This is a genomic window from Streptomyces sp. NPDC034111, assembly GCF_055575375.1.
The window spans coordinates 175,926-195,330 of record NZ_JBVIST010000013.1 but is presented as its reverse complement, the minus strand read 5'-3'; the positions used below and the strand labels follow the sequence as shown (position 1 = coordinate 195,330).

Genomic DNA, 19,405 nt, shown 5'->3' with positions numbered 1-19,405 from the left:
TGCCGCACCCCCCGCAGCTCCACCCCCTTCGCCTGCGCCTCCTGCCGCATCTGATCAACCGCCTGAGCCGCCACCTCCGACAGATCCACCGGCTTTTTGTCCACGACCTTGTTCTCACTGCGCGCCAGCAGCAAAAGCCCCTCCACCAACTGCTCACTGCGCTCGTTCGTCGCCAGCAACGTCTTGCCCAGCTGCGCCAGCTCCGGCGAAGCATCCGGGTCGGCGAGCTGTACCTCCAGCAGCGTGCGATTGATCGCCAACGGCGTACGCAGCTCATGCGAGGCATTGGCAACAAACCGCCGCTGCGACTCAAAGGCCCGGTCCAAACGGTCCAGCATCTCGTCGAAGGTGTCCGCCAGCTCCTTGAGCTCATCGTCCGGCCCACCCAGCTCGATCCGCCGGTGCAGATCCGACCCCGCCACCCGCTGCGCGGTCCGAGTGATCCGCCCCAACGGCGCAAGCACCCGCCCCGCCATCGCATAACCGAACGCGAACGCCACGACGGCCAGGCCGACAAGGGCCGTCAGCGAGCGGTGGAGGAGGGTGTTCAACGCGCTCGTGCGCTCGTTCTGGATGCATTCGTTCATGATCGAGTTGATCTCGTCGACCGTGGTTGCCGCAGGCAGGGCGGGGCAGCTGACGCTGCCGACGGTGACGTGGTGGCCGATGATCCGGAACGCGGGTGTGCCGTCCTTGAGGGTGTTCGCGGCCACGGTGTAGATGAGCGTCAGCAGGACGACTCCGGCCGCCAGGAACATGCCGCCGTACAGCAGCGTCAGCCGTATGCGGATGGTGGGCCGCAGCCAGGGTTTCGGACGGTGCGGTGGCCCAGGCTCGCGGGCGGCGGGTGGTGCGGGGACAGCCACGGGCGTGGGTGTCCGGGAAGCGGCAGTCACGTCGGTCATCCCGGGCGACCCGGCAGAACGGGTTCAACGGCCGACACCGGGACGAGTGGGGTGTGCACTGCTGATCCTCCCTCATACGCCCTGAGCCGGGCGTGAGTTACCGAGCCGGGCCATCTTGCCCAGAGGAGGCCTAAACCGGCTGTAAAGCGGCGAGGTGGCTCCTGGGGAGAGCGGCAGCGGGGCGGGCCGGCGACGTCCCGAGGGGCGCAGTGGGAGGGAGCAGGGGGGCCGGGCCCTGCGCGTGGCTCGGGCCGGGCCCCCTCGGAGCTTGTACAGTCGCTAGGGGGTCCGCCCTAGGCCGCGTCGGCGGCGGCCTGGAGGGCGGCGATGTCGATCTTCTTCATGCCGAACATGGCCTTCATGGCGCGGGCGGCGCGGTCCTGGTCCGGGTCGTTCAGCATCTCGGCCATACCGGTCGGTGCGACCTGCCAGGACAGGCCGTACTTGTCCTTGAGCCAGCCGCAGGGGCCCTCCTCGCCGCCTTCGGTGAGCTTGGACCAGTAGTAGTCGATCTCCTTCTGGTCGGCGCAGTTGATCATGAGGGAGATCGCCTCGTCGAAGGTGAACTCGGGGCCGCCGTTGAGCGCGAGGTACTCCTGCCCGTCGAGCTCGAATTCAACGGTCAGTACGGTGCCGGCCGGGCGTGGTCCCGCCTCGTTGTAGTAGGTGACGTTCTTGATCCTGGAGTTCGGGAAGACCGAGCAGTAGAACTCGGCGGCCTCCTTGCCCTGGGTGTCGAACCAGAGGCTGGGCGTGATGCGGGGCATGGCGCTCTCCTGGCGTCGTCGTGTGCTGCGGCCCGCCCTGTAGGGAGGGGCCGGTATCTGTATTGACGGTCGCGCCGGAGGAAACTCATCGGTGGCGGGACGGGCATCCGGACGGACGGGGATATCGCCGCCTTGGGGGTACCTGGGGCTGCCTGGGGGGACCTGGCGGGACCCCGGAGGTACCTAGGGGTCCCTCCGTACGGGCAGTACGGGGTGCCGCGTTTACCTCCAGGTGAAGGAGGTGTCCTTGGTGTCGAGGTGCATGCCCAGGGGCACCCGCCAGGAGTCCACACACAGCCGCCAGGTGCCGGTCTTCTTCTTGCCGGGGGCGAGGGGCAGGGGGAGCTTGTGGGTGGAGGTGAACGTGCCCCAGTCGATGCCGAGGGCGCCGATGAGGTGGGTGCCGAAGGTGACGGTGCCGGCCGTGACGGGGCGCTTGCCGGTGTTGAGGAAGTCGACGGTGACCTTTTCGCACCAGCGGACGTCGGTGTCGGCGAGGCCGGGCTTACCCACGAGGAGGCCGGCGGGGGCACCCGGCCCCGCGGGGATGGTGGGCGAGGGCGGTTCGGGCGAGGGCGGTTCGGGCGTGGGGGAGCCGGGCCGGGTGGGATCGTCCGGTGGGTAAGTCCCCGGATGGTTAGGCGAGTTGGGCGGTGTGGGGGTGTGTGCGCCGCCGGTGGCCGGTGCGGGAGGGCCGGAGGGTGCGGCGGAGGCGCCGGGGGACGTCAGGGAGCGGGGGCTCTTGACGGAGCGGCTACGGGGCGGGCCACTACTGCCACTGCCACTGCCACTGTCGCTCTCGCCGTCGCTGCCGTCGTTCCCGTCTCCCCGGCCGCCCAGAGGCGACAGCTCGACGCCGTCCCGGGGCGGTACGGGCCTGGTCGGTGCTTGGCCATCGGCGGGGCCTGCTGCGCCCACCGCGACATAGCCCTCTTCGGCCGCGCTTCCGCAGCCGGTGAGCAGGACACCCAGACACAGTACGGCCGCCGAGGCGGAACCGAGGGTCGTTGTCGTCCGTCGCATCGGGACAGTGTTGCTGACGGTTCGTCAGGTGTACAGGGGTGGTGGCGCTGCTCCGGCCGTCATGTTCCGGCCACAGTGGGGGCGTTCCCTCGTCTCGATGCGTACGCCGCGGAGCGTGGCTCACGCGGGCGGAGAGAGGGCGCCGCAACGCGGCGTTCCCCGGCGGCAGATCGGCACCGTGGGAGGCGAGCGGGAGAGAGGTGAAAGGCGCCGCGGTGATCCGGCGCGGTGCGGAGCGTGGTTCTGGTTCTACAGATGTCCGCCGAGCGGCACGGAGCGTGTGGAGGCCCCTCGGCGGACCGTTCCTCAGTCGGAGATGAGCCCTTCGCGCAGCTGCGCCAGGGTCCGGGTGAGCAGCCGGGAGACATGCATCTGGGAGATGCCGACCTCCTCGCCGATCTGGGACTGCGTCATATTGGCGAAGAAGCGCAGCATGATGATCTGGCGCTCACGGGCCGGGAGTTTGGCCAGCAGGGGCTTGAGCGACTCGCGGTACTCCACGCCCTCCAGGGCGCTGTCCTCGTAGCCGAGGCGGTCCGCGAGAGAGCCCTCGCCGCCGTCGTCCTCGGGAGAGGGGGAGTCGAGCGAGGAGGCGGTGTACGCGTTGCCGACGGCCAGCCCGTCGACCACGTCCTCCTCCGACACCCCCAGGCACAGGGCGAGTTCGGGGACGGTCGGGGAGCGGTCCAGCTTCTGGGAGAGCTCGTCGCTGGCCTTGGTGAGGGCGAGCCGGAGCTCCTGGAGCCGGCGCGGGACCCGTACCGACCAAGACGTGTCGCGGAAGAAGCGCTTGATCTCGCCGACGACGGTGGGCATCGCGAACGTCGGGAATTCCACGCCGCGTTCGCAGTCGAAACGGTCGATGGCCTTGATCAGACCGATCGTGCCGACCTGGACGATGTCCTCCATCGGCTCGTTGCGGCTGCGGAAGCGGGCCGCCGCGTAGCGCACCAGGGGGAGGTTCAGTTCGATGAGCGTGTCACGGACGTACGTACGCTCCGCGCAGTCCTTGTCGAGCGAGGCCAGCCGCAGGAACAGGGAGCGGGAGAGCGTGCGGGTGTTGATGGAGTCGTCGTCATGCACGTGCGGTGCGGGCGCGGGAATCGCGGGAAGCACCTTTGAGCTGCCCAGTTCTACGGACATGCCACCCCCTTGAGGTCGCGGACGGGTCACTGCTGGGTCCCCGGACCGGGGCGGACCGAGGAGTGATACCTCCACCTGAATACCGGAGCAAGAGCTACGGCAAACGCGGTTCCCGCAGAATGTCACATGTCGGCAACACGCTGTAGCGCCTTGTCGACATATCTGCGCAGGCTGTGCCGGTGCCGTAGCCCGTCCCGGTTAGGCGTCGATTCTGTTTGCGGATCGCAGTCGAGCGAAGCTCCGCGAGAGTAGCCGCGACACATGCATCTGCGACACCCCTAGTTCCGCACTGATCTGGGACTGCGTCAGATTGCTGTAGTAACGCAGCAGGAGGATCCGCTGCTCGCGCTCGGGGAGCTGGACGAGGAGGTGTCGTACGAGGTCGCGGTGCTCGACGCCGGCCAGTTCGGGGTCCTCGTAGCCGAGGCGGTCCAGCAGGCCGGGCAGGCCGTCGCCTTCCTGGGCGGCCTCCAGTGAAGTGGCGTGATATGAGCGGCCGGCCTCCAGGCAGGCCAGTACCTCGTCCTCGCCGATCTTCAGCCGCTCGGCGATCTCGGCAGTGGTGGGCGAGCGGCCGTGCAGCACCGTCAGGTCCTCGGTGGCGCCGTTGACCTGCACCCACAGCTCGTGGAGGCGGCGCGGCACATGGACCGTACGGACATTGTCTCGAAAGTAGCGTTTGATCTCGCCGACAACGGTGGGCATCGCGAAGGTCGGGAACTGGACGCCCCGGTCCGGATCGAAGCGGTCGATCGCATTGATCAGGCCGATCGTGCCGACCTGGATGACATCCTCCATCGGCTCATTACGGCTGCGGAAGCGCGCCGCGGCGTAGCGGACCAGGGGCAGATTGGCCTCGATCAGTGCGGCCCGGACGCGGGTGTGCTCGGGTGTGCCGGGCTCAAGGTCCGCCAGCTCCGCGAACAGCACCTGGGTGAGCGCCCGCGTGTCCGCGCTCCGGCTCTCGCGGGATGGAGCCTTGGGCGCAGTACGGGCCGTCACGGTCACGCCACCCTTCACAGTGCTCGCAGTGCAGCTACTCGCTGTGGATGTATCCGGCAAAAGCGGTCATAGCATCACAAGACATGTGCACTGTGTGCAAGCACCTCATAACGCCGTGTTGAACAGAGAGTTGGGTGGTGGGAGCGGTGTAGTGGGGGAGGCGCGCGGGGCGGATGGGCGGCAGTACCGGGCCGGGGTACCGAGAAGCCCCCCGCCGGTGGGGGCGAGGGGCTTCGTGGACGGCGTACGGAGAGAGCCGGGGCTCAGAATTCGTAGTCGGCGATCACCCAGGTGGCGAATTCGCGCCACTGGGCGGCGGCCGCCTGGTGGGCCGGGTGCTCCAGGTAGCGCTTGAGGGCGTCCTGGTCGGCGACGGCCGAATTGATCGCGAAGTCGTAGGCGATCGGACGGTCGGTGAGGTTCCAGCCGTACTCCCAGTACGTCAGCTCCTCGATCTCGTCCTTGAGGGCGGCGAAGGCGCGGACACCGGCCTGCACCCGCTCCTCGTCGCGGGAGACGCCGTCATTGAGCTTGAACAGGACCAGGTGGCGGATCACAGGGGCCTCCGTGCGGCGGGGCGATCGCCAGGGCGGCCGACGGGGCGGGTGGGCCCTAGCTGATCAGCTGAGTCATGAACTCGCCGACGCCCTGAGCGGCGGACGAGATGCCCTCGAAGCCTATCTGGACCAGCTGGGCGGCTCGGTGCGGGGAGGTGATGATCGTGTACAGCACGAAGACGATGAGTATGTACAACGCGATCTTCTTCGCCTGTGCCATCGTCCTGTCTCCCCTATGGCAGTCCCTTACGGCGGTGCCTGCACCTCCTGGTTGCAGTCGGGCGAGTGTAACCACACGTGTTCGAGGGCGGGAGCCGAGGTCACGGGTGGCGCCGGTCGCTGATCCGGACTTTATGGACCAAAGACCCGCCAAAGGGGGCCCTTTGTCTGCCTGTTGGGACGGGCCGGGGAGGCACCATGAAGGAGGCGGTCCGGAGGATCTGGCAGGAATCCCCGGGCCCGGGACCTGGCCTCACTGCGGGGTCCGCGCCGCGGGAATCCCCCTGACAGCGGCGTGGACATCGGGGTCCGGTCCACATCGGGGGGAGCGGCAGTCCCCTTGGAAGCCGCTTCCCCTGGCCGACCAGGAGCCCCGGCTCCGCGCCGATTCGCCTCGGACCGGAGCCGGGGCTCTGTCGTGTGCGCGGCAAGGCGGGCAGGCAGGCGCAGGTGCGGCGACATGGGCGTGGTGCAACCGGCCGTGGGCGCCGCGCGTCCCTCACCTCGTACGGCACTGCGCGCCGGGTACACCGCAGACCTCATGTACGTGACATGTATGCGACAGGACCGGCGCGGGCCGCGCGCCGCGGGACGGGGCGCGGGGCGACGGGGGACGACGAAGGGAACACGGGCTCCACCGATGAAGATCGACTGGGATCGGCGTACCTGCGCGCGCCGCGGGCACATCACCTACCTCCCGGACGAGGAGCACCTGCGGGAGCGGCTGCACGCGGCCACCGCCCTCGGCGAGGCCTGGCGCTGTCTGCGCTGCGGCGACTTCGTGCTGGGTGACCCGCACGGCTCCGGGCCGGCCGCCGACGCCCCGCTGGTCCCGCGCGGCAAGGTTCTGCGCGATCTGTTCATCCTGCGCTTCCTGGCCGTCGAACGGGCGGTGCGCGGGGTGTTCATCGTGCTCGCCGCGGTCGGCGTCTGGCAGTTCAGCAACCGTAAGGACGCGGTCCGCCGGTTCTTCGACGAGTACCTCGCGGTGCTCCGCCCGGTGGCCCGGCACTTCCACTACGACCTGGACCACTCACCGGTCGTCGGCTCCGTCCAGAAGGTCTTCGGCTACCAGCACTCCACCCTGATGCTGGTGGCCGGACTGCTGCTGGTCTACGCCCTGGTGGAGATCGTCGAGGGCGTGGGGCTGTGGCGCGCCGAGCGGTGGGCGGAGTACCTGACGGTGGTGGCGACCGCGGCGTTCCTGCCGCTGGAGATCTACGAGCTGACGGAGAAGGTCAGCTGGCTCAAGATCGCCACGCTGGTGGTCAACATCCTCGCGGTGCTCTACATCGCGCTCACCAAGCGGCTTTTCGGGCTGCGCGGTGGCCGCGCGGCCTTCGACGCGGAGCGGCACAGCGCCTCGCTCATGGAGGTCGAGACCTCGGCCGGGGTACCGACTGCGGCCCATAATGGCTGAACGTACAGACCCAGGGGGGACCGAAGCATGCTCATGAACTCCGCACGGCCCGAATCCGATTCGCCGCACCCGGCCGCCCGCCGGGCGGTGTCGCACCGGCGCCGGCCCGCCGTCGTCCTGGCGCTGCTGATCGGCCTGCTGGCCGCGGGCATCGCACCGGCCGTGGCGGCGGACCGCGCCACGGAGGCGGCCGGCCGTCCGGCTGCCACCGTGAGCACCCCGGCCCGGGCCGCCGAGGCCTCCGGCGCCGGTGCCGCCGTGAGCCTCGCCGCCGCGCAGCCCGCCTCGTACGGCCACCACAGCGCGCACCACCCGACGCACTTCAAGAAGGTCTTCAAGGCCAAGAAGTCCAAGTGGAAGTCGAAGGTCAAGAAGAAGAAGCGCAGCTTCTTCAAGAAGCTCGGCATCTTCCTGATCGTGCTGTTCGTCCTCTTCCTGCTCGTCGTGATCCTGGTGATCTGGCTGATCGTCCGCTTCTTCCGCCGCTCGGCGCGCCGGCGGAACGACTAGCGCCCAGGCATCCGGCCGACGGCCCGTCAGACCGCGCCGGTGGCCCGCTTCAGCGGTTCCCACCAGGCGCGGTTGTCGCGGTACCAGGCGAAGGTCTCCCACAGCCCGTCCTCGAAGGTCCGGCGCGGCCGGTAGCCCAGCTCTTGCGTGATCTTCGAGCAGTCGAGGGAGTAGCGCCGGTCGTGCCCCTTGCGGTCCGCGACCTGCTCGACCCGGTCCCAGCCCACCCCGCAGACGGTGAGCAGGCGGTCCGTCAGCTCCTTGTTGCTGAGTTCGGTGCCACTGCCGATGTGGTACGTCTCGCCGGCCCGGCCGCCGGTGCGGACCAGCTCGATGCCCTGGACGTGGTCGTCGAGGTGCAGCCATTCCCGGACGTGCTCCCCGTCCCCGTAGAGCGGGACGTTTCCGCCGTCCAGCAGGTTCGTGAGGAACAACGGGATGACCTTCTCGGGGAATTGGTGCGGCCCGTAATTGTTGGCGCACCGGGTCACCCGTACGTCCATGCCGTGGGTGCGGTGGTAGGAAAGCGCCAGCAGATCGCTCGCGGCTTTCGAGGCGGCATAAGGGGAGTTGGGCTGGAGCGGAGCGGTCTCCTGCCAGGAGCCGGAATCGAGGGAGCCGTAGACCTCGTCCGTCGAGATATGGACGAAGGTGCCGCCGGGGCCGGGCCGGCGCAGCATGGCGTCCAGCAGGACCTGGGTGCCCAGCACATTGGTGCGGACGAAGGCACCGGCGTCCTCGATGGACCGGTCGACATGCGACTCGGCGGCGAAGTGCACCACCTGATCGTGTGCGGCGACCAGTTCACCGACCGTCCGCGGATCGCAGATATCGCCCTGGACGAAGGTGAAATCCGGCATTCCGTGCACCGGCGCGAGATTGGCCGGGACTCCGGCGTAGGTCAGTTTGTCGAGCACGGTGATACGGACATTGCCGGGGCCTTCGGGGCCCAGCAGCGTACGGACGTAGTGCGAGCCTATGAATCCCGCACCACCGGTCACCAGAATCTTCTGCGCACTCATGAGGAATTCCGCACCTCGCTGTCGGCGTCCGGGGGAAGAACCCGGACATGACGAGGGCCCCGATCCCTGGGGAATCGGGGCCCTCACCTTCGAGCGGTAGCGGTGGGATTTGAACCCACGGAGGAGTTGCCCCCTCACGCGCTTTCGAGGCGCGCTCCTTCGGCCGCTCGGACACGCTACCGAGAGAGAGCTTAGCCCACGGGGGGCCGTGCACCGAAATCGGATTCCGGGGGAGCGGCCGGCGAGCGGTGGCCGGTGCCTCCAGCCGCCGGTCAGCGGTCGCGGAAGAAGGCGGTCAGCAGGTCCGCGCACTCGGCTTCGAGGACGCCGGTGATGACCTCGGGGCGGTGGTTGAGACGTCGGTCACGCACCACGTCCCAGAGCGAGCCGACCGCACCGGCCTTGGCGTCGCGGGCGCCGTAGACGACCCGGTCGACCCGGGAGAGCACCAGCGCGCCCGCACACATCGTGCAGGGTTCGAGGGTGACGACGAGGGTGCAGCCGGTCAGCCGCCACTCGCCCGCTCGTCTCCCGCCACCGCCCCGGCCGGAATCGCTGCGCGATGCTTCCTCTCTCAGGGTGCGCGCCGCCGCGCGGAGCGCAAGGACCTCGGCGTGTGCGGTCGGGTCGCCGGTGGCCTCGCGTTCGTTGTGCCCGGTGCCCAGGACTGTGCCGTCCGCGGACAGCACGACGGCGCCCACCGGGACATCACCGGTCCCGGGGGCGCGGGCGGCCTCCTCCAGCGCCCGGCGCATCGGCGCGGTCCAGGGATCGCGCAGCGGGTCGGGTGCGGGGGAGGGGGCCGAGCCGGACAGCGGATCGGACTGGGGGGCGCTCATGCCACCCAGTGTCGGGGACGGCGCTACCGGACGGCCTCCAGGACCTCCGTGCAGCCGAGGGCGTCGGCGATCTCGGTGAGCGCGTCGCCGGTGAGGTCGAGCAGCTCCTTCTCGCTGATGCCGAGGTCGGCCAGGAGCCGGGCGTCGCCGAGCGGGCCGGCCGGGACGGGGGTGTCCGCCTCGGTCTCCTGCTCGGTCTCGTCCTGCGCCTGGGGTTCGCCGTCCTCCGTACCGTCCAGGTCGAGACTGTCGAGTTCGTCCTCGACGTCCTTGTCGCGGCCGAGCAGCTCGTCGGTCAGCATTGCACCGTACGAGCTCCGGGCCGCCGCTGCGGCGTTCGAGATGAAGACGCGGGGGTCGTCGTCGCCGTCCACCCGGACGACGCCGAACCAGACGTCCTCCTGTTCGAGGAACGCCACCACCGTGTCATCGTCCACCGCCGCCTCTCGGGCCAGATCGGCCAGATCGGTCAGGGTCTCCACATCGTCGAGCTCCGTATCGCTCGCTTCCCACCCGTCTTCGGTGCGCGCGAGCAGTGCGGCGAAGTACACCGTGACTCTCCCACTGGTCATAGGCGTGCCGGGCCGGGCGGGGCGGCGCTGCACGCCGTTGGTCCCGCCCCTTTCGGAATCGTGGCAGAAACATGGCGTTCGCGCGGGGTCTTCGGCGCTGCGTCGTGCGGAGGTTGTGCGAGATGTCGCTCACGTGCCGCAGCGCAGGCGGGTTGTGCGGCGGAGTTCCGCTACCAGCGGAACCGGCTCCGCTACCAGCGGAATGAGCGCATCCGCATGGCCTGGCGCATCCGCTCGGCCCGCACCCGGCGCGGCTGGACGCGGTTGCGCAGCTCCTTGGCCTCGTGCAGTTCGCGGAGAAATTGTGCGCGGCGCCGTCGGCGCGCCGCTTCGCTCTCGGCCCCCGGATCGCCGCCCGGATCCGGGCCCGGGCCGCCGGGAACGGCGTCGTTGAGGTCATCGGTCCGCTTACGGTCGGGCACGCCGCACACCACCTCGGGCCGGTTCTTCGCCCGACGGCGGGACGGGCGATCGGGCGTACGTGCCCACTTTCCCTCCATTCGGCGGTTTGATGCCAGCCACGCCGCACCGCCGAGGTCCGGCGGCCGGGCGGTGCACGGCGGGCATCGGCGCTCGCCGCCTCGGTTACTGTCGATGTCATGCGGATCCATGTCGTCGACCACCCGCTGGTGGCGCACAAACTCACCACACTGCGCGACAAGCGCACCGATTCCCCCACCTTCCGGCGGCTCGCCGACGAGCTGGTGACCCTGCTCGCCTACGAGGCCACCCGTGATGTGCGCACCGAGCAGGTCGACATCGAGACCCCGGTGACGGCGACCACCGGCGTGCGGCTCTCGCACCCGCGCCCCCTGGTCGTACCGATCCTGCGGGCCGGTCTGGGCATGCTGGAGGGCATGGTCCGGCTGCTGCCCACCGCCGAGGTCGGCTTCATGGGCATGGTCCGCAACGAGGAGACGTACGAGGCGCACACGTACGCCACGCGGATGCCCGACGACCTCTCGGGCCGCCAGGTCTACGTCGTGGACCCGATGCTGGCCACCGGCGGCACGCTGGTCGCCGCGATCCGCGAGCTGATCAAGCGCGGTGCGGACGATGTCACCGCGATCTGTCTGCTGGCCGCGCCCGAGGGTGTCGCGGTCATGGAGAAGGAGCTGGCCGGCACGCCGGTGACGGTGGTCACCGCGGCGGTCGACGAGCGGCTGAACGAGGCCCGCTACATCGTGCCCGGCCTCGGCGACGCGGGCGACCGGATGTACGGCACCGCCGGCTGAGCGATCCCGCGCTCCCCTTCCGGACGCCACTGGGCCCCGCACCACGGCATGGTGCGGGGCCCGGCTGCATGCTCAGCACTTGGCGTCGGCGGCGGGGGCCGGTGACGGGTGGGTCAGCAGGTTCAGGGACTTGGCGGCGGCCTGCTGGGCGGTGAGCTCCTTGAAGGCATCGCCGATGATCAGGTCGAGATCGGCGCCCTTGCGGTCGTCGGTCTTCTGCTGCGCGCCGGTGAGCTGGGTGGACAGCACCTTCAGCGGGCCGTCGGCGGCCGCCCGGGGGCCGAGCAGTATCCCGGCGCCCTTGATCTTCTTGTCGTAGGCGGCCGGGGCGTTGCCCACCTTGCCGATCTTGAAGCCGCGCTTCTTGAGCTCGTCGGCCGTGCGCTTGGCCAGTCCGGTGCGCGGGGTGGCGTTGAAGACGTTGACGGTCAGGGTGCCCGGCGCGGGCAGCTTGCGCGCCGTGGTCTCGGCCTGTGCGGCGGCCGTCTTTCCGCTGTCCCGGCAGTGCTTCTTGCCCGGGGAGGCCTGGGCGGTGTTGCCCTTGCCGCCGAAGACGTCGATGAGCTGCAGTGTCCCCCAGCCGGCCAGGCCGAGGGCGCAGACGGCGGCGAGGAGGGTGAGGACGATCCGGCGACGGTGTCGGGGGCGGCGCATCCGCGGATACCTGTCGCCCGTGATGCGGTACTTCTTACCGCCCATGCCTGGGGGCGTCAGCATGCTCATGGGCGCAGCGTAGTGCGGGTGACGGGCCGTGCCTACTAAATGATCAACGCGTGGCGTCAGACCCAACCCAAAAGGATCAATTCAGGCAGGGCGGGATGGGTGGAGTCGTGCGCAGACGCCGGGTTTCCGGGGGTTTTCGCACGTCGGCGGGCCTCCGGGGTCAGTCCAGCTCCAGGACGCGCGCGTGCAGCACCTGGCGCTGCTGGAGCGCAGCCCGCACGGCGCGGTGCAGCCCGTCCTCCAGATAGAGGTCGCCCTCCCACTTCACGACGTGCGCGAAGAGGTCGCCGTAGAACGTCGAGTCCTCGGCGAGCAGCGTTTCGAGATCGAGCTGCTGCTTGGTCGTCACCAACTGGTCGAGGCGTACCGGGCGCGGGGCGACATCCGCCCACTGGCGGGTGCTCTCCCGGCCGTGGTCGGGGTACGGCCGCCCATTTCCGATGCGCTTGAAGATCACACGGAAAGCCTACCGGGCGAGCGGCACCGGGCGCAGCCATGCCGCAGCAGTGCAAAAGGATCATTGGCGGCATTTTTGGATCTTTGGTGAGCGAGGGGCCGGGATCCCCCGGGCGGAAGAGGCGCGAACGGGCGCGAACGGGCGCCCGCGGCGGGCTCTGGCGGACACCTCACACCGGGGCCGGCCGGTGTGTCACCACTTCCGGGCGGCCGCCAGGCTCGACTGCCAGTACGTGACCTCGGCGGTGCGCGGGTCGACCCGGACCGGGGCGCGGCCGTCCAGCCCGACCTGGACGGGGACGGCGCGGGCGGCCAGCGCCACCCCGAACTGCGAGATCTTCCGGCCGCGCCCGCCCCTTCTGCCGTGCGGGCCGTCGGGTGCGCCGGTGGTGACCGTGGCGTACGCGGTCCCGCCGGGCGAGAGGGTGACCACGGAGGACGGCCGGCTCGCGCCGATCGCCGGGAGGGCGGGCGGCCGGCCGTCGCCGAACCGCAGCAGCGGGTATCCCTGGGCGGCGAAGTCGCAGGGCCGGTCGGAGTAGTTGGTGACGGTCAGCAGCATGCGGTGGGCCCTGCCGGCCAACGCCCCGGCGTGGAACCGGAGCATCTCGGGCGTACAGGCGACCCGTCCGCCGGGGCCGGGCCGCAGGTGGCCGCCGTCCGGCGGGGCGGGCGTGGTGGGGGCCGGTGAGACGGCGGTGGCCGGTTCGTCGGCCTTGCTGACGACATGGCCCTGACAGGCGGCCAGGCCCAGTGCGGCGGTGGCGGTCAGGCCTGCCGTGAGGGCCCGGCGGGCGGTGGTGGTGACGGACGGCATGGGAACTCCCCCGGAACGGTGGCGTATCCACGACCTTCGGCTCGGGCGCTGGTGATCGACTAACGCGCCGCTAACGCGCACCGGGGGCGGCCCACGCGCGGCACGCGACGGACCGGCCGCCCTCGCACGGGGCCCGCACGCCGCCCTCCTGGAGCCCACCTCAACCGGCCGTCCCGGTGGGCGAATTACTGATGCCGGGGGTGGCCGTGGGTGTCGACGAGGGGGACGGCCGGCCGGTGGCGTCCGCGCGCCCCGACGGCCGGCCGCTGGAGGGGGCCGTCGGGGTGCCGCGGGGTGGGCGTACGGGGTCGGCGCCGGGAGTGGCGGAGCCGGTGGCGCCGGGGGGACGGCCGGGGTCCGCCGACGGGCCGTGCGACGAGGGTTCTGGGGTCGGATGGCTCCGCGTCGGGGACGGGGTGGGGCCGACCGGGCTCGGTGTGGTCGCGGGCGGGACGGGCCGGGGCGGCGGACCGTCGGGTGTGCCCGCCAGGTAGCCCAGTGCCACGGCGGCGGCCGCGGCGGCCGCGGCCAGCGGCAGTCCGAAGCGGCGCAGCCAGGGCCGCTCCGGGACGGCCGGGCGCCGTCGGCCCAGCGGCGGCCCCGGGGGTGCGGCGGGCCGCAGATCACGGATGCTGATGCTCTCGGCGCGCGCCGAGAAGGCCCGCCGCAGCCGCTCCTCGACCGGCCGCTCGGGCTGGGTACCGGGGCCGTTCATGAGCGCGCCTCCAAGATCTTCTCCAGCGAGTCCAGGGCGCGGCTGGCGAGGGACTTCACCGCGCCGCGGCTGATCCCCAGCGTCGCGGCGATCTGCGCTTCCGTCAGGTCGCCCCAGTAGCGCAGCACGAGGACCTCCCGCCGGCGCGCGGTCAGTCCGCTCAGCGCGGCGAACACCTCGCGGTGCTCCTCGTCCAGCACGATCCGCTCCTCGGCGGACGGCGCGTCCGCCTCGTACGGCGGGGTGTAGTCGCGTGCGGTGCGCCGGCGCCGCAGCACCGAGCGGGCGGCGTTGACGACCGCGGTGCGCAGATACGCCAGGGCGTTGTCGACGTCGTCAAGCCGCTCGCCGTGCCGCTTGTAGAGCGCGGCGAAGGCGTCCTGGACGACGTCCTCGGCGGTGGCGCGGTCGTCGACCAGCAGGACGGCCAGCCGGACCATGGTGAGCCGCTGTGCGTGGTAGAGCTCGCTGATCGTGGGCCGGGCCTCGGGCGGCGGGCCGTCCACGTCGTCCGGCAACCGGTGCGGGCCGGGTACCGCACGGCCGTCGGCGGGGTGCCCGGCCGGGTGGCCGGGGTGGCGCGGTGCCTCGCGGTGGGCGGCCGTCGGGCGGGCGGTGCGCAGCAGCCACCGCCACAGGGCATGCCGGGGCCCCGGCAGGGCGAACCGTACCGGGGCGGGGCGCGAGCCGGCGGAGTACTCCATCGGTGCCTCGGACCCGGGCGTCCTCAGCCGCGCCGGCGGCGGACCGCGTGGAGCGCGCCGCCACCGGTGGCGATCAGCGCCGCGGCGCCGGCGCCCAGTGCGACGGTGGTCGTCGAGGAGGCGCCGGTGTGCGCGAGTTCCTTGCCGCCGGGTCGCCCGGCAGGGGTGGGCCGGGCACCGGCCGAGGCGCCGTCACCGCGGCCGGGGCTGGTGGGCGAGGCGCTGGGGTGCGGCGAGGTGCTGGTCGGCTGCGGACCGGGCCGGGTGGGCGTCGCGCTCGGCCTGGGGGTGCCGGGCGAGGTGGGCCGGGGGCCGGCGGACGAGGTCGGGCGGGCGGTGGGGGACGGGGTCGCGCTGGCCGACGGGGTAACGCCGGCGGATGGGGCGGCCGTCGGCCGCGCGCTGTCCGTACGGTCGTCGGCGTGTGCGGTGCCCGCAGCCGACAGCGCGGTGAGCACCAGTGCGGCGATCAGCCCGGCACCGGCCGCGCCGCGCGCACCGGGGCGGGTACCGCGGCGCCGGGAGGCGGGAGAGGTACGGGAAGAAGGGGAAGTACGGGGAAACGTCACGGTCGGCTGCTCCACGTTCGTCGGTCGCGGCGCCTGATCGGCGCCCTCACCCGTGACGACGTGCGGCGGCGGCGGGGGTTGCCGGCCGGCGCGGAAATTCTTCCGGCCGCCTCAGCCGACGCTCTGTAGCAGCTTCTCCACGGCCTTGACCCGGTCGCCCAGCTCCGTCAACTGCGCGCTCATCGTCTCCTGTTGGGCGGTGACCCGCTCGGCGAGCTTGCGGTACTCGGCGAGCGCCGCGGCGTCCGCGCGGTGGCGCTGGAGCTTGAAGTACGACGCCACGATCGTGGTGACCGAGGCGAAGACGATCAAGAGGATGGAGATCGGGATGATGGTGCTGCCCATGTACGGGTCCCCCTAGGGTCGTTCGTCCGATGGCGCCGCCCCGGCCCCGTCCTCCTGGAGGGCGGCGAGGACGGTGGCCACGTTCAGCTTCAGCTCGAACGGTGTGAGTTCGAAGTACTTGAGTGCCTTGCCGTCCTCGGACAGCTCCAGCCGCCCCACCACCAGGCCGGCCTTCTCCAGCCGGTCGAGATGCATATAGAGCAGCGGCCGGGACATCTCCAGCCGGCGGGCCAGTTCGCTGACGTACAGCCGGCCGCCGGCCAGCTCGGCGATCACCCGCAGCCGCTGCGCATGGCCGACGGCGGACAGCAGGGCCAGCAGCTCTTCGCTGTTCATGGCCCACCTTCTTGCCGTTCCGGACGCCTGTCAGCGGAGGTTTTCGCATGCCGCGACGGACTGTCAAGAAAGCCCGCCGCCCTCCGGCCGCCACAATCTTACGGTTGACGCTCCGTGCCGACACCTGTAATTCTCGACTTACATGCGTACCAGTGGTGGTGCGCAACAGTGGGGGAAGGGGCGGGGCGCATGACGACGACCGTGCAGGAACGGCCGGGAGACCACCGGCCGAGGGACCAACGGCCGACGGCGGAGCGGTCGTTGACCGTACGCATCGCGGTGTGGAGCGCCCGGAATCCCTGGCGCGCGCTGGCCGGGTGGCTGGCGTTCGTGGTGCTGTGCCTGGGGGTGGGCGCCGCGCTGGGCACCCGCAGCGCCACCGCCGAGGACTACCGCGTGGGGGAGGCGGGCCGTGCCGAGACCCTTGCGGCCGAGGGGCAGTTGGACCGCGCGGCGGTCGAACAGGTACTGATCTCCGCCCGCTCCGGGCCGTTGGACGAGGCCGCGGCCGAGGCCGCCGTACGGGACATCACCGCGCGGATGCACCGGCTGCCCGAGGTGGCCCGGGTGGCACCCCCGGTCCGCTCGGCCGACGGCAGCAGGCTGCGGGTCGCGGTGACCATGAAGGGCACCGAGGCGGACGCCGACGCCCATGTCGCGCCGCTCGTCGCGCAGACCGCGGCGGCCCAGCGCAGCCACCCGGACCTGCGGGTGGAGGAGACCGGCAATCCGTCGGTCTCGGCCGGCCTCGACACCCAGCGGGACGAGGACCTGGCCCTCAGCGAGGCGATCACCTTGCCGATCACCCTGCTGACGCTGCTGGCCGTCTTCGGCTCCGGGCTGATGGCGGCAGTCCCGCTGCTGCTCGCACTGAGCTCGATCGCGGCCGCCATGGGGCTGTCGGCCGTGGTCTCCCATGTCCTGCCGGACGCCGGGGTCGGCAACAACGTCATCATCCTGATCGGCATGGCCGTAGGCGTCGACTACACGCTCTTCTACCTCAAGCGCGAACGCGAGGAACGGGCCCGCGCCGGCGGCCGGCTCGGCGCGGAGGCGCTGGTCGAGCTGGCCGCCGCCACCTCCGGCCGGGCGATCGTGGTCTCCGGCTTCGCGGTCGTGGTCTCCACCGCCACCCTCTACCTGGCCACCGATGTGGTCTTCGCCTCGCTCGCGACCAGCACCGTCATCGTCGTACTTGCCGCGGTCCTCAGCTCGCTGACCGCGCTGCCCGCCCTGCTGGTCACCCTCGCCCGGCGCGCCGAACGCCGTGCGGAGCGCAGGGGGCGGCGGACTCCCCGCCGGCGTGCGGCGCAGGACCCGGGCGCCGGCAACGGCCGCATCTGGAGCGCCCTGCTGCGCCCGGCGAGCAGGTATCCGGCCGCCACCCTTTGTCTGTCCGTCCTGCTGATGCTGGGGCTGGCCGCGCCGGCGCTGGGCATGCAGCTGCGGGTCCTCAACAAGGACAGCCACTCCCGCGAGGTCCCCGCCATGCAGACCTACGACCGCCTCACCACGGCCTTCCCCGATCTGCGCGTCCAGCATCAGATCGTGGTCCGGGCACCCGCCGGCCGTGCCTCCGAAGTGGCGGCGGCGCTACGGGAGTTGAGAAGCGAAGCCGCGGCCGACCCGCTCTACGCCAAGGGCGCCGCGCCGCTGCTGCGCACCTCCCGGGACCACCGCACCACCACCATGGAGCTGTCGACGCCCCACAAGGTGAGCTCACCCGAGGCGCTGCGGTCGCTGGACCGGCTCCGTACGCACTATCTGCCGGCCACCGTCGGCGCGGTGCCCGGTGCGCAGTTCGCGGTCAGCGGGGATGTCGCGCACGACACCGACTACCTCGCCCACCAGGACGAGAAGCTTCCCCTGGTCATCGGCGCGCTGCTGCTGCTGACGTTCCTCATGACGGCCCTGGTCTTCCGCTCGGTCGTCATCGGACTGCTCGGCGTCGCGCTCAACCTGCTCTCCGCGGCCGCGGCCTTCGGCCTGGTCGTGGTCTTCTTCCAGCACGGGCTGGCCAGCACGCTGTTCGGCTTCGACACCGCGGCGACCAGCGCGATCGGCTCACGCGTACCGCTGTTCCTCTTCGTGATCCTCTTCGGGCTGTCGATGGACTACCAGGTCTTCGTCGTCAGCCGCATACAGGAGGAGGTGCTGCGCGGAGTGCCGACCCGGCAGGCCGTACTGCACGGGATCGGCGCCTCCGCCAAGGTCGTGACCAGCGCGGCGGTGGTCATGGTCACGGTCTTCGCCAGCTTTATGCTCCTGCGCCTGGCGGAGATGAAGCAGATCGGCTTCAGCCTCGCCGTGGCGGTGCTGCTGGACGCCTTCGTCATCCGCGTGATGATCCTGCCGTCCGCGCTGACCCTCCTCGGGCGGCGCAGCTGGTGGCCGTCGGCTCAGGAGAAGACCGCCGATTCTCAGGAAAAGACCACCGAGCGGAGCTTCAGCCGGTCGGAAGCGTGACCGCCGTGCGGCCGGAGGCTGAAGTACTCGCCGGTGCAGTCGGGGCCGGTGAAGACGATGGCGGTCCCGGACGTGTAGTTCCGCGGTGAGTGCGCCGGCGGCACGTCCCGGTCCCCCACCTCGGCGAGGGTGAGGCACCGCCGGCTGGGCGGATCGGGCAGCAGGCCCAGGTGCGGGACGCCGCGGTCGTCGTACACGTAGGTGAAGGTGCCGGTCGCGGCGCCGGCCGGCGAGGCGGGCAGGGCCAGCGCGAGGGTGAGGGCGCCGGCGGTGGCGGCGAGGGCGGTGACGGTACGGCGAAGACGCATGGGGATATTCCCTTCCTTTTCCGTTATCCGTGCGGAAGGTGGGTTGCCCATGCGTAGGCCGAACGATGTGCGCCGTCACACGAAAGGGGTGCTGAAGAATCGATCCGTCGAGCGTTGTACGAACCGGAGGACCGGTCGTTGTGCGAACCCGGCGGACCGGTCCAGGGCGGGCGTGTGTCCCTAGCGCTGTGCCGCCGCGGCGCGCTCCCGTAGGACGGCCGCGATGCGCTCGCACCAGTCGCGGGTCTCCCGTTCGAAGCTCAGACCGCGCAGACAGGTCAGATACGGGCCGATCCGGGAGCCGTGGGCCAGGAAGTCCGCCTCGTCGCGGTCGCCGCGCAGCCGGGTCAGCAGCTTCTCGAAGATCTCGGTCTTGGCGGCGGCGATCCGGCCCCGCTCGTCGAGCTGTTCGATCACCGGTGTGGCGGCGATCCGGTCCACGGCCTGCACCTTGACCAGCAGATCGTCGCGGATGAAGGACGGTTTGGCGGTGGCCGCGGCGAACCGCTCCAGCTCGGCCAGGCCCGCGTCGGTGACCTGGAACAGCCGCTTGTTGGGCCGGGTCTCCTGCACCACCTGGCGGCCGGCGACAAGCCCGTCCGCCTCCAGCCTGGTCAGCTCGGCGTACAGCTGCTGCGGCAGCGCGTGCCAGAAGTTGGCGACGCCCGCGTCGAAGGCCTTGGCCAGCTGATAGCCGCTGTACTCGCCGTCCAGCAGCGCCGCCAGCACCGCGTGCTTGAGGGCCATGGTCC

25 protein-coding genes and 1 tRNA gene are annotated in these 19,405 nt (G+C 71.2%); 4 read left to right on the top strand and 22 right to left on the bottom strand.

Annotation, left to right across the window (positions count from 1 at the left end):
- From ACZ55A_RS26155 to ACZ55A_RS26125, 7 genes are all read right to left on the bottom strand, one after another.
- On the bottom strand, window positions 1-905 hold a 905-nt coding region (locus ACZ55A_RS26155; protein ID WP_468844622.1), incomplete at its 3' end, for a sensor histidine kinase.
- Between the two features lie 293 nt (window positions 906-1,198).
- Window positions 1,199-1,672 (bottom strand): VOC family protein, encoded by a 474-nt coding sequence (locus ACZ55A_RS26150; RefSeq protein ID WP_468844619.1) that lies wholly within the window; start codon window positions 1,670-1,672, stop codon window positions 1,199-1,201.
- Window positions 1,673-1,894: 222 nt separating this feature from the next.
- Complete coding sequence (locus ACZ55A_RS26145) at window positions 1,895-2,695, bottom strand: hypothetical protein (protein WP_468844617.1); 801 nt, start codon at window positions 2,693-2,695, stop codon at window positions 1,895-1,897.
- Between the two features lie 306 nt (window positions 2,696-3,001).
- Complete coding sequence (locus ACZ55A_RS26140) at window positions 3,002-3,838, bottom strand: RNA polymerase sigma factor SigF (protein WP_069572981.1); 837 nt, start codon at window positions 3,836-3,838, stop codon at window positions 3,002-3,004.
- A 198-nt stretch (window positions 3,839-4,036) separates the two neighbouring features.
- Complete coding sequence (locus ACZ55A_RS26135) at window positions 4,037-4,846, bottom strand: RNA polymerase sigma factor SigF (RefSeq protein ID WP_361319762.1); 810 nt, start codon at window positions 4,844-4,846, stop codon at window positions 4,037-4,039.
- Window positions 4,847-5,103: 257 nt separating this feature from the next.
- Window positions 5,104-5,397 (bottom strand): Dabb family protein, encoded by a 294-nt coding sequence (locus tag ACZ55A_RS26130; protein WP_468844613.1) that lies wholly within the window; start codon window positions 5,395-5,397, stop codon window positions 5,104-5,106.
- 55 nt (window positions 5,398-5,452) lie between these two features.
- A complete protein-coding gene (locus ACZ55A_RS26125; RefSeq protein ID WP_468844611.1) occupies window positions 5,453-5,617 on the bottom strand; it encodes a hypothetical protein in 165 nt (54 codons plus the stop codon).
- Window positions 5,618-6,256: 639 nt separating this feature from the next.
- Between ACZ55A_RS26125 and ACZ55A_RS26120 the strand changes: the two genes are divergently transcribed.
- Together ACZ55A_RS26120 and ACZ55A_RS26115 are read left to right on the top strand one after the other, a co-directional pair.
- Complete coding sequence (locus ACZ55A_RS26120; RefSeq protein ID WP_468844608.1) at window positions 6,257-7,036, top strand: DUF2127 domain-containing protein; 780 nt, start codon at window positions 6,257-6,259, stop codon at window positions 7,034-7,036.
- A 27-nt stretch (window positions 7,037-7,063) separates the two neighbouring features.
- Complete coding sequence (locus tag ACZ55A_RS26115) at window positions 7,064-7,546, top strand: hypothetical protein (RefSeq protein WP_468844607.1); 483 nt, start codon at window positions 7,064-7,066, stop codon at window positions 7,544-7,546.
- Between the two features lie 26 nt (window positions 7,547-7,572).
- Here the strand turns inward: ACZ55A_RS26115 and rfbB are convergent, their stop codons facing one another.
- The 5 genes from rfbB to ACZ55A_RS26090 all read right to left on the bottom strand — a co-directional run bounded on the left by rfbB (window position 7,573) and on the right by ACZ55A_RS26090 (window position 10,401).
- The gene (rfbB, locus tag ACZ55A_RS26110) at window positions 7,573-8,568 is read right to left on the bottom strand and encodes a dTDP-glucose 4,6-dehydratase (protein ID WP_468844604.1); all 996 of its coding nucleotides are present in this window, start codon (window positions 8,566-8,568) and stop codon (window positions 7,573-7,575) included.
- A 94-nt stretch (window positions 8,569-8,662) separates the two neighbouring features.
- A tRNA-Ser gene (locus ACZ55A_RS26105) sits at window positions 8,663-8,749 on the bottom strand.
- Between the two features lie 91 nt (window positions 8,750-8,840).
- Complete coding sequence (locus tag ACZ55A_RS26100) at window positions 8,841-9,407, bottom strand: nucleoside deaminase (protein WP_468844601.1); 567 nt, start codon at window positions 9,405-9,407, stop codon at window positions 8,841-8,843.
- A 23-nt stretch (window positions 9,408-9,430) separates the two neighbouring features.
- On the bottom strand, window positions 9,431-9,958 hold the full coding sequence (locus tag ACZ55A_RS26095; protein ID WP_468844634.1) for a tRNA adenosine deaminase-associated protein: 528 nt from the start codon (window positions 9,956-9,958) through the stop codon (window positions 9,431-9,433).
- A gap of 212 nt (window positions 9,959-10,170) precedes the next feature.
- Window positions 10,171-10,401 carry a hypothetical protein gene (locus tag ACZ55A_RS26090; protein WP_468844599.1) on the bottom strand — a complete coding sequence of 77 codons (231 nt, stop codon included), beginning with the start codon at window positions 10,399-10,401 and terminating at the stop codon, window positions 10,171-10,173.
- Between the two features lie 177 nt (window positions 10,402-10,578).
- Here ACZ55A_RS26090 and upp point away from each other — a divergent pair, with 177 nt between their 5' ends.
- The gene (upp, locus tag ACZ55A_RS26085; protein ID WP_468844597.1) at window positions 10,579-11,214 is read left to right on the top strand and encodes a uracil phosphoribosyltransferase; all 636 of its coding nucleotides are present in this window, start codon (window positions 10,579-10,581) and stop codon (window positions 11,212-11,214) included.
- Between the two features lie 72 nt (window positions 11,215-11,286).
- Here upp and ACZ55A_RS26080 read toward each other — a convergent pair whose 3' ends face one another.
- The 8 genes from ACZ55A_RS26080 to ACZ55A_RS26045 form a co-directional block, all read right to left on the bottom strand.
- On the bottom strand, window positions 11,287-11,937 hold the full coding sequence (locus tag ACZ55A_RS26080; RefSeq protein WP_468844594.1) for a LytR C-terminal domain-containing protein: 651 nt from the start codon (window positions 11,935-11,937) through the stop codon (window positions 11,287-11,289).
- 160 nt (window positions 11,938-12,097) lie between these two features.
- A complete protein-coding gene (locus tag ACZ55A_RS26075; RefSeq protein WP_006604254.1) occupies window positions 12,098-12,394 on the bottom strand; it encodes a type II toxin-antitoxin system VapB family antitoxin in 297 nt (98 codons plus the stop codon).
- Between the two features lie 192 nt (window positions 12,395-12,586).
- The gene (locus tag ACZ55A_RS26070) at window positions 12,587-13,210 is read right to left on the bottom strand and encodes a DUF4232 domain-containing protein (protein WP_468844590.1); all 624 of its coding nucleotides are present in this window, start codon (window positions 13,208-13,210) and stop codon (window positions 12,587-12,589) included.
- Window positions 13,211-13,370: 160 nt separating this feature from the next.
- Entirely contained in the window at window positions 13,371-13,925 is a 555-nt protein-coding gene (locus tag ACZ55A_RS26065) for a hypothetical protein (protein ID WP_468844587.1), read from the bottom strand.
- Window positions 13,922-14,629: an RNA polymerase sigma factor gene (locus ACZ55A_RS26060; protein WP_468844584.1), complete on the bottom strand. Its 708-nt coding sequence runs from the start codon at window positions 14,627-14,629 to the stop codon at window positions 13,922-13,924. Before ACZ55A_RS26060 ends, ACZ55A_RS26065 begins: the two co-directional genes overlap by 4 nt.
- A 23-nt stretch (window positions 14,630-14,652) precedes the next feature.
- Window positions 14,653-15,198 (bottom strand): LPXTG cell wall anchor domain-containing protein, encoded by a 546-nt coding sequence (locus ACZ55A_RS26055; RefSeq protein ID WP_468844581.1) that lies wholly within the window; start codon window positions 15,196-15,198, stop codon window positions 14,653-14,655.
- Window positions 15,199-15,309: 111 nt separating this feature from the next.
- Window positions 15,310-15,543 carry a hypothetical protein gene (locus tag ACZ55A_RS26050; protein WP_468844579.1) on the bottom strand — a complete coding sequence of 78 codons (234 nt, stop codon included), beginning with the start codon at window positions 15,541-15,543 and terminating at the stop codon, window positions 15,310-15,312.
- 12 nt (window positions 15,544-15,555) lie between these two features.
- On the bottom strand, window positions 15,556-15,879 hold the full coding sequence (locus tag ACZ55A_RS26045) for an ArsR/SmtB family transcription factor (RefSeq protein WP_468844577.1): 324 nt from the start codon (window positions 15,877-15,879) through the stop codon (window positions 15,556-15,558).
- A 189-nt stretch (window positions 15,880-16,068) separates the two neighbouring features.
- Here ACZ55A_RS26045 and ACZ55A_RS26040 point away from each other — a divergent pair, with 189 nt between their 5' ends.
- Window positions 16,069-18,345 (top strand): MMPL family transporter, encoded by a 2,277-nt coding sequence (locus ACZ55A_RS26040; RefSeq protein ID WP_468844574.1) that lies wholly within the window; start codon window positions 16,069-16,071, stop codon window positions 18,343-18,345.
- On the opposite strand, the gene ACZ55A_RS26035 is transcribed toward ACZ55A_RS26040, so the two are convergent.
- Both ACZ55A_RS26035 and ACZ55A_RS26030 read right to left on the bottom strand, forming a co-directional pair.
- Window positions 18,300-18,653 carry a hypothetical protein gene (locus ACZ55A_RS26035; protein WP_468844571.1) on the bottom strand — a complete coding sequence of 118 codons (354 nt, stop codon included), beginning with the start codon at window positions 18,651-18,653 and terminating at the stop codon, window positions 18,300-18,302. The genes ACZ55A_RS26040 and ACZ55A_RS26035 overlap by 46 nt on opposite strands.
- Before the next feature lie 180 nt (window positions 18,654-18,833).
- On the bottom strand, window positions 18,834-19,400 hold the full coding sequence (locus ACZ55A_RS26030; protein WP_468844568.1) for a PadR family transcriptional regulator: 567 nt from the start codon (window positions 19,398-19,400) through the stop codon (window positions 18,834-18,836).
- Between the last annotated feature and the right edge of the window lie 5 nt (window positions 19,401-19,405).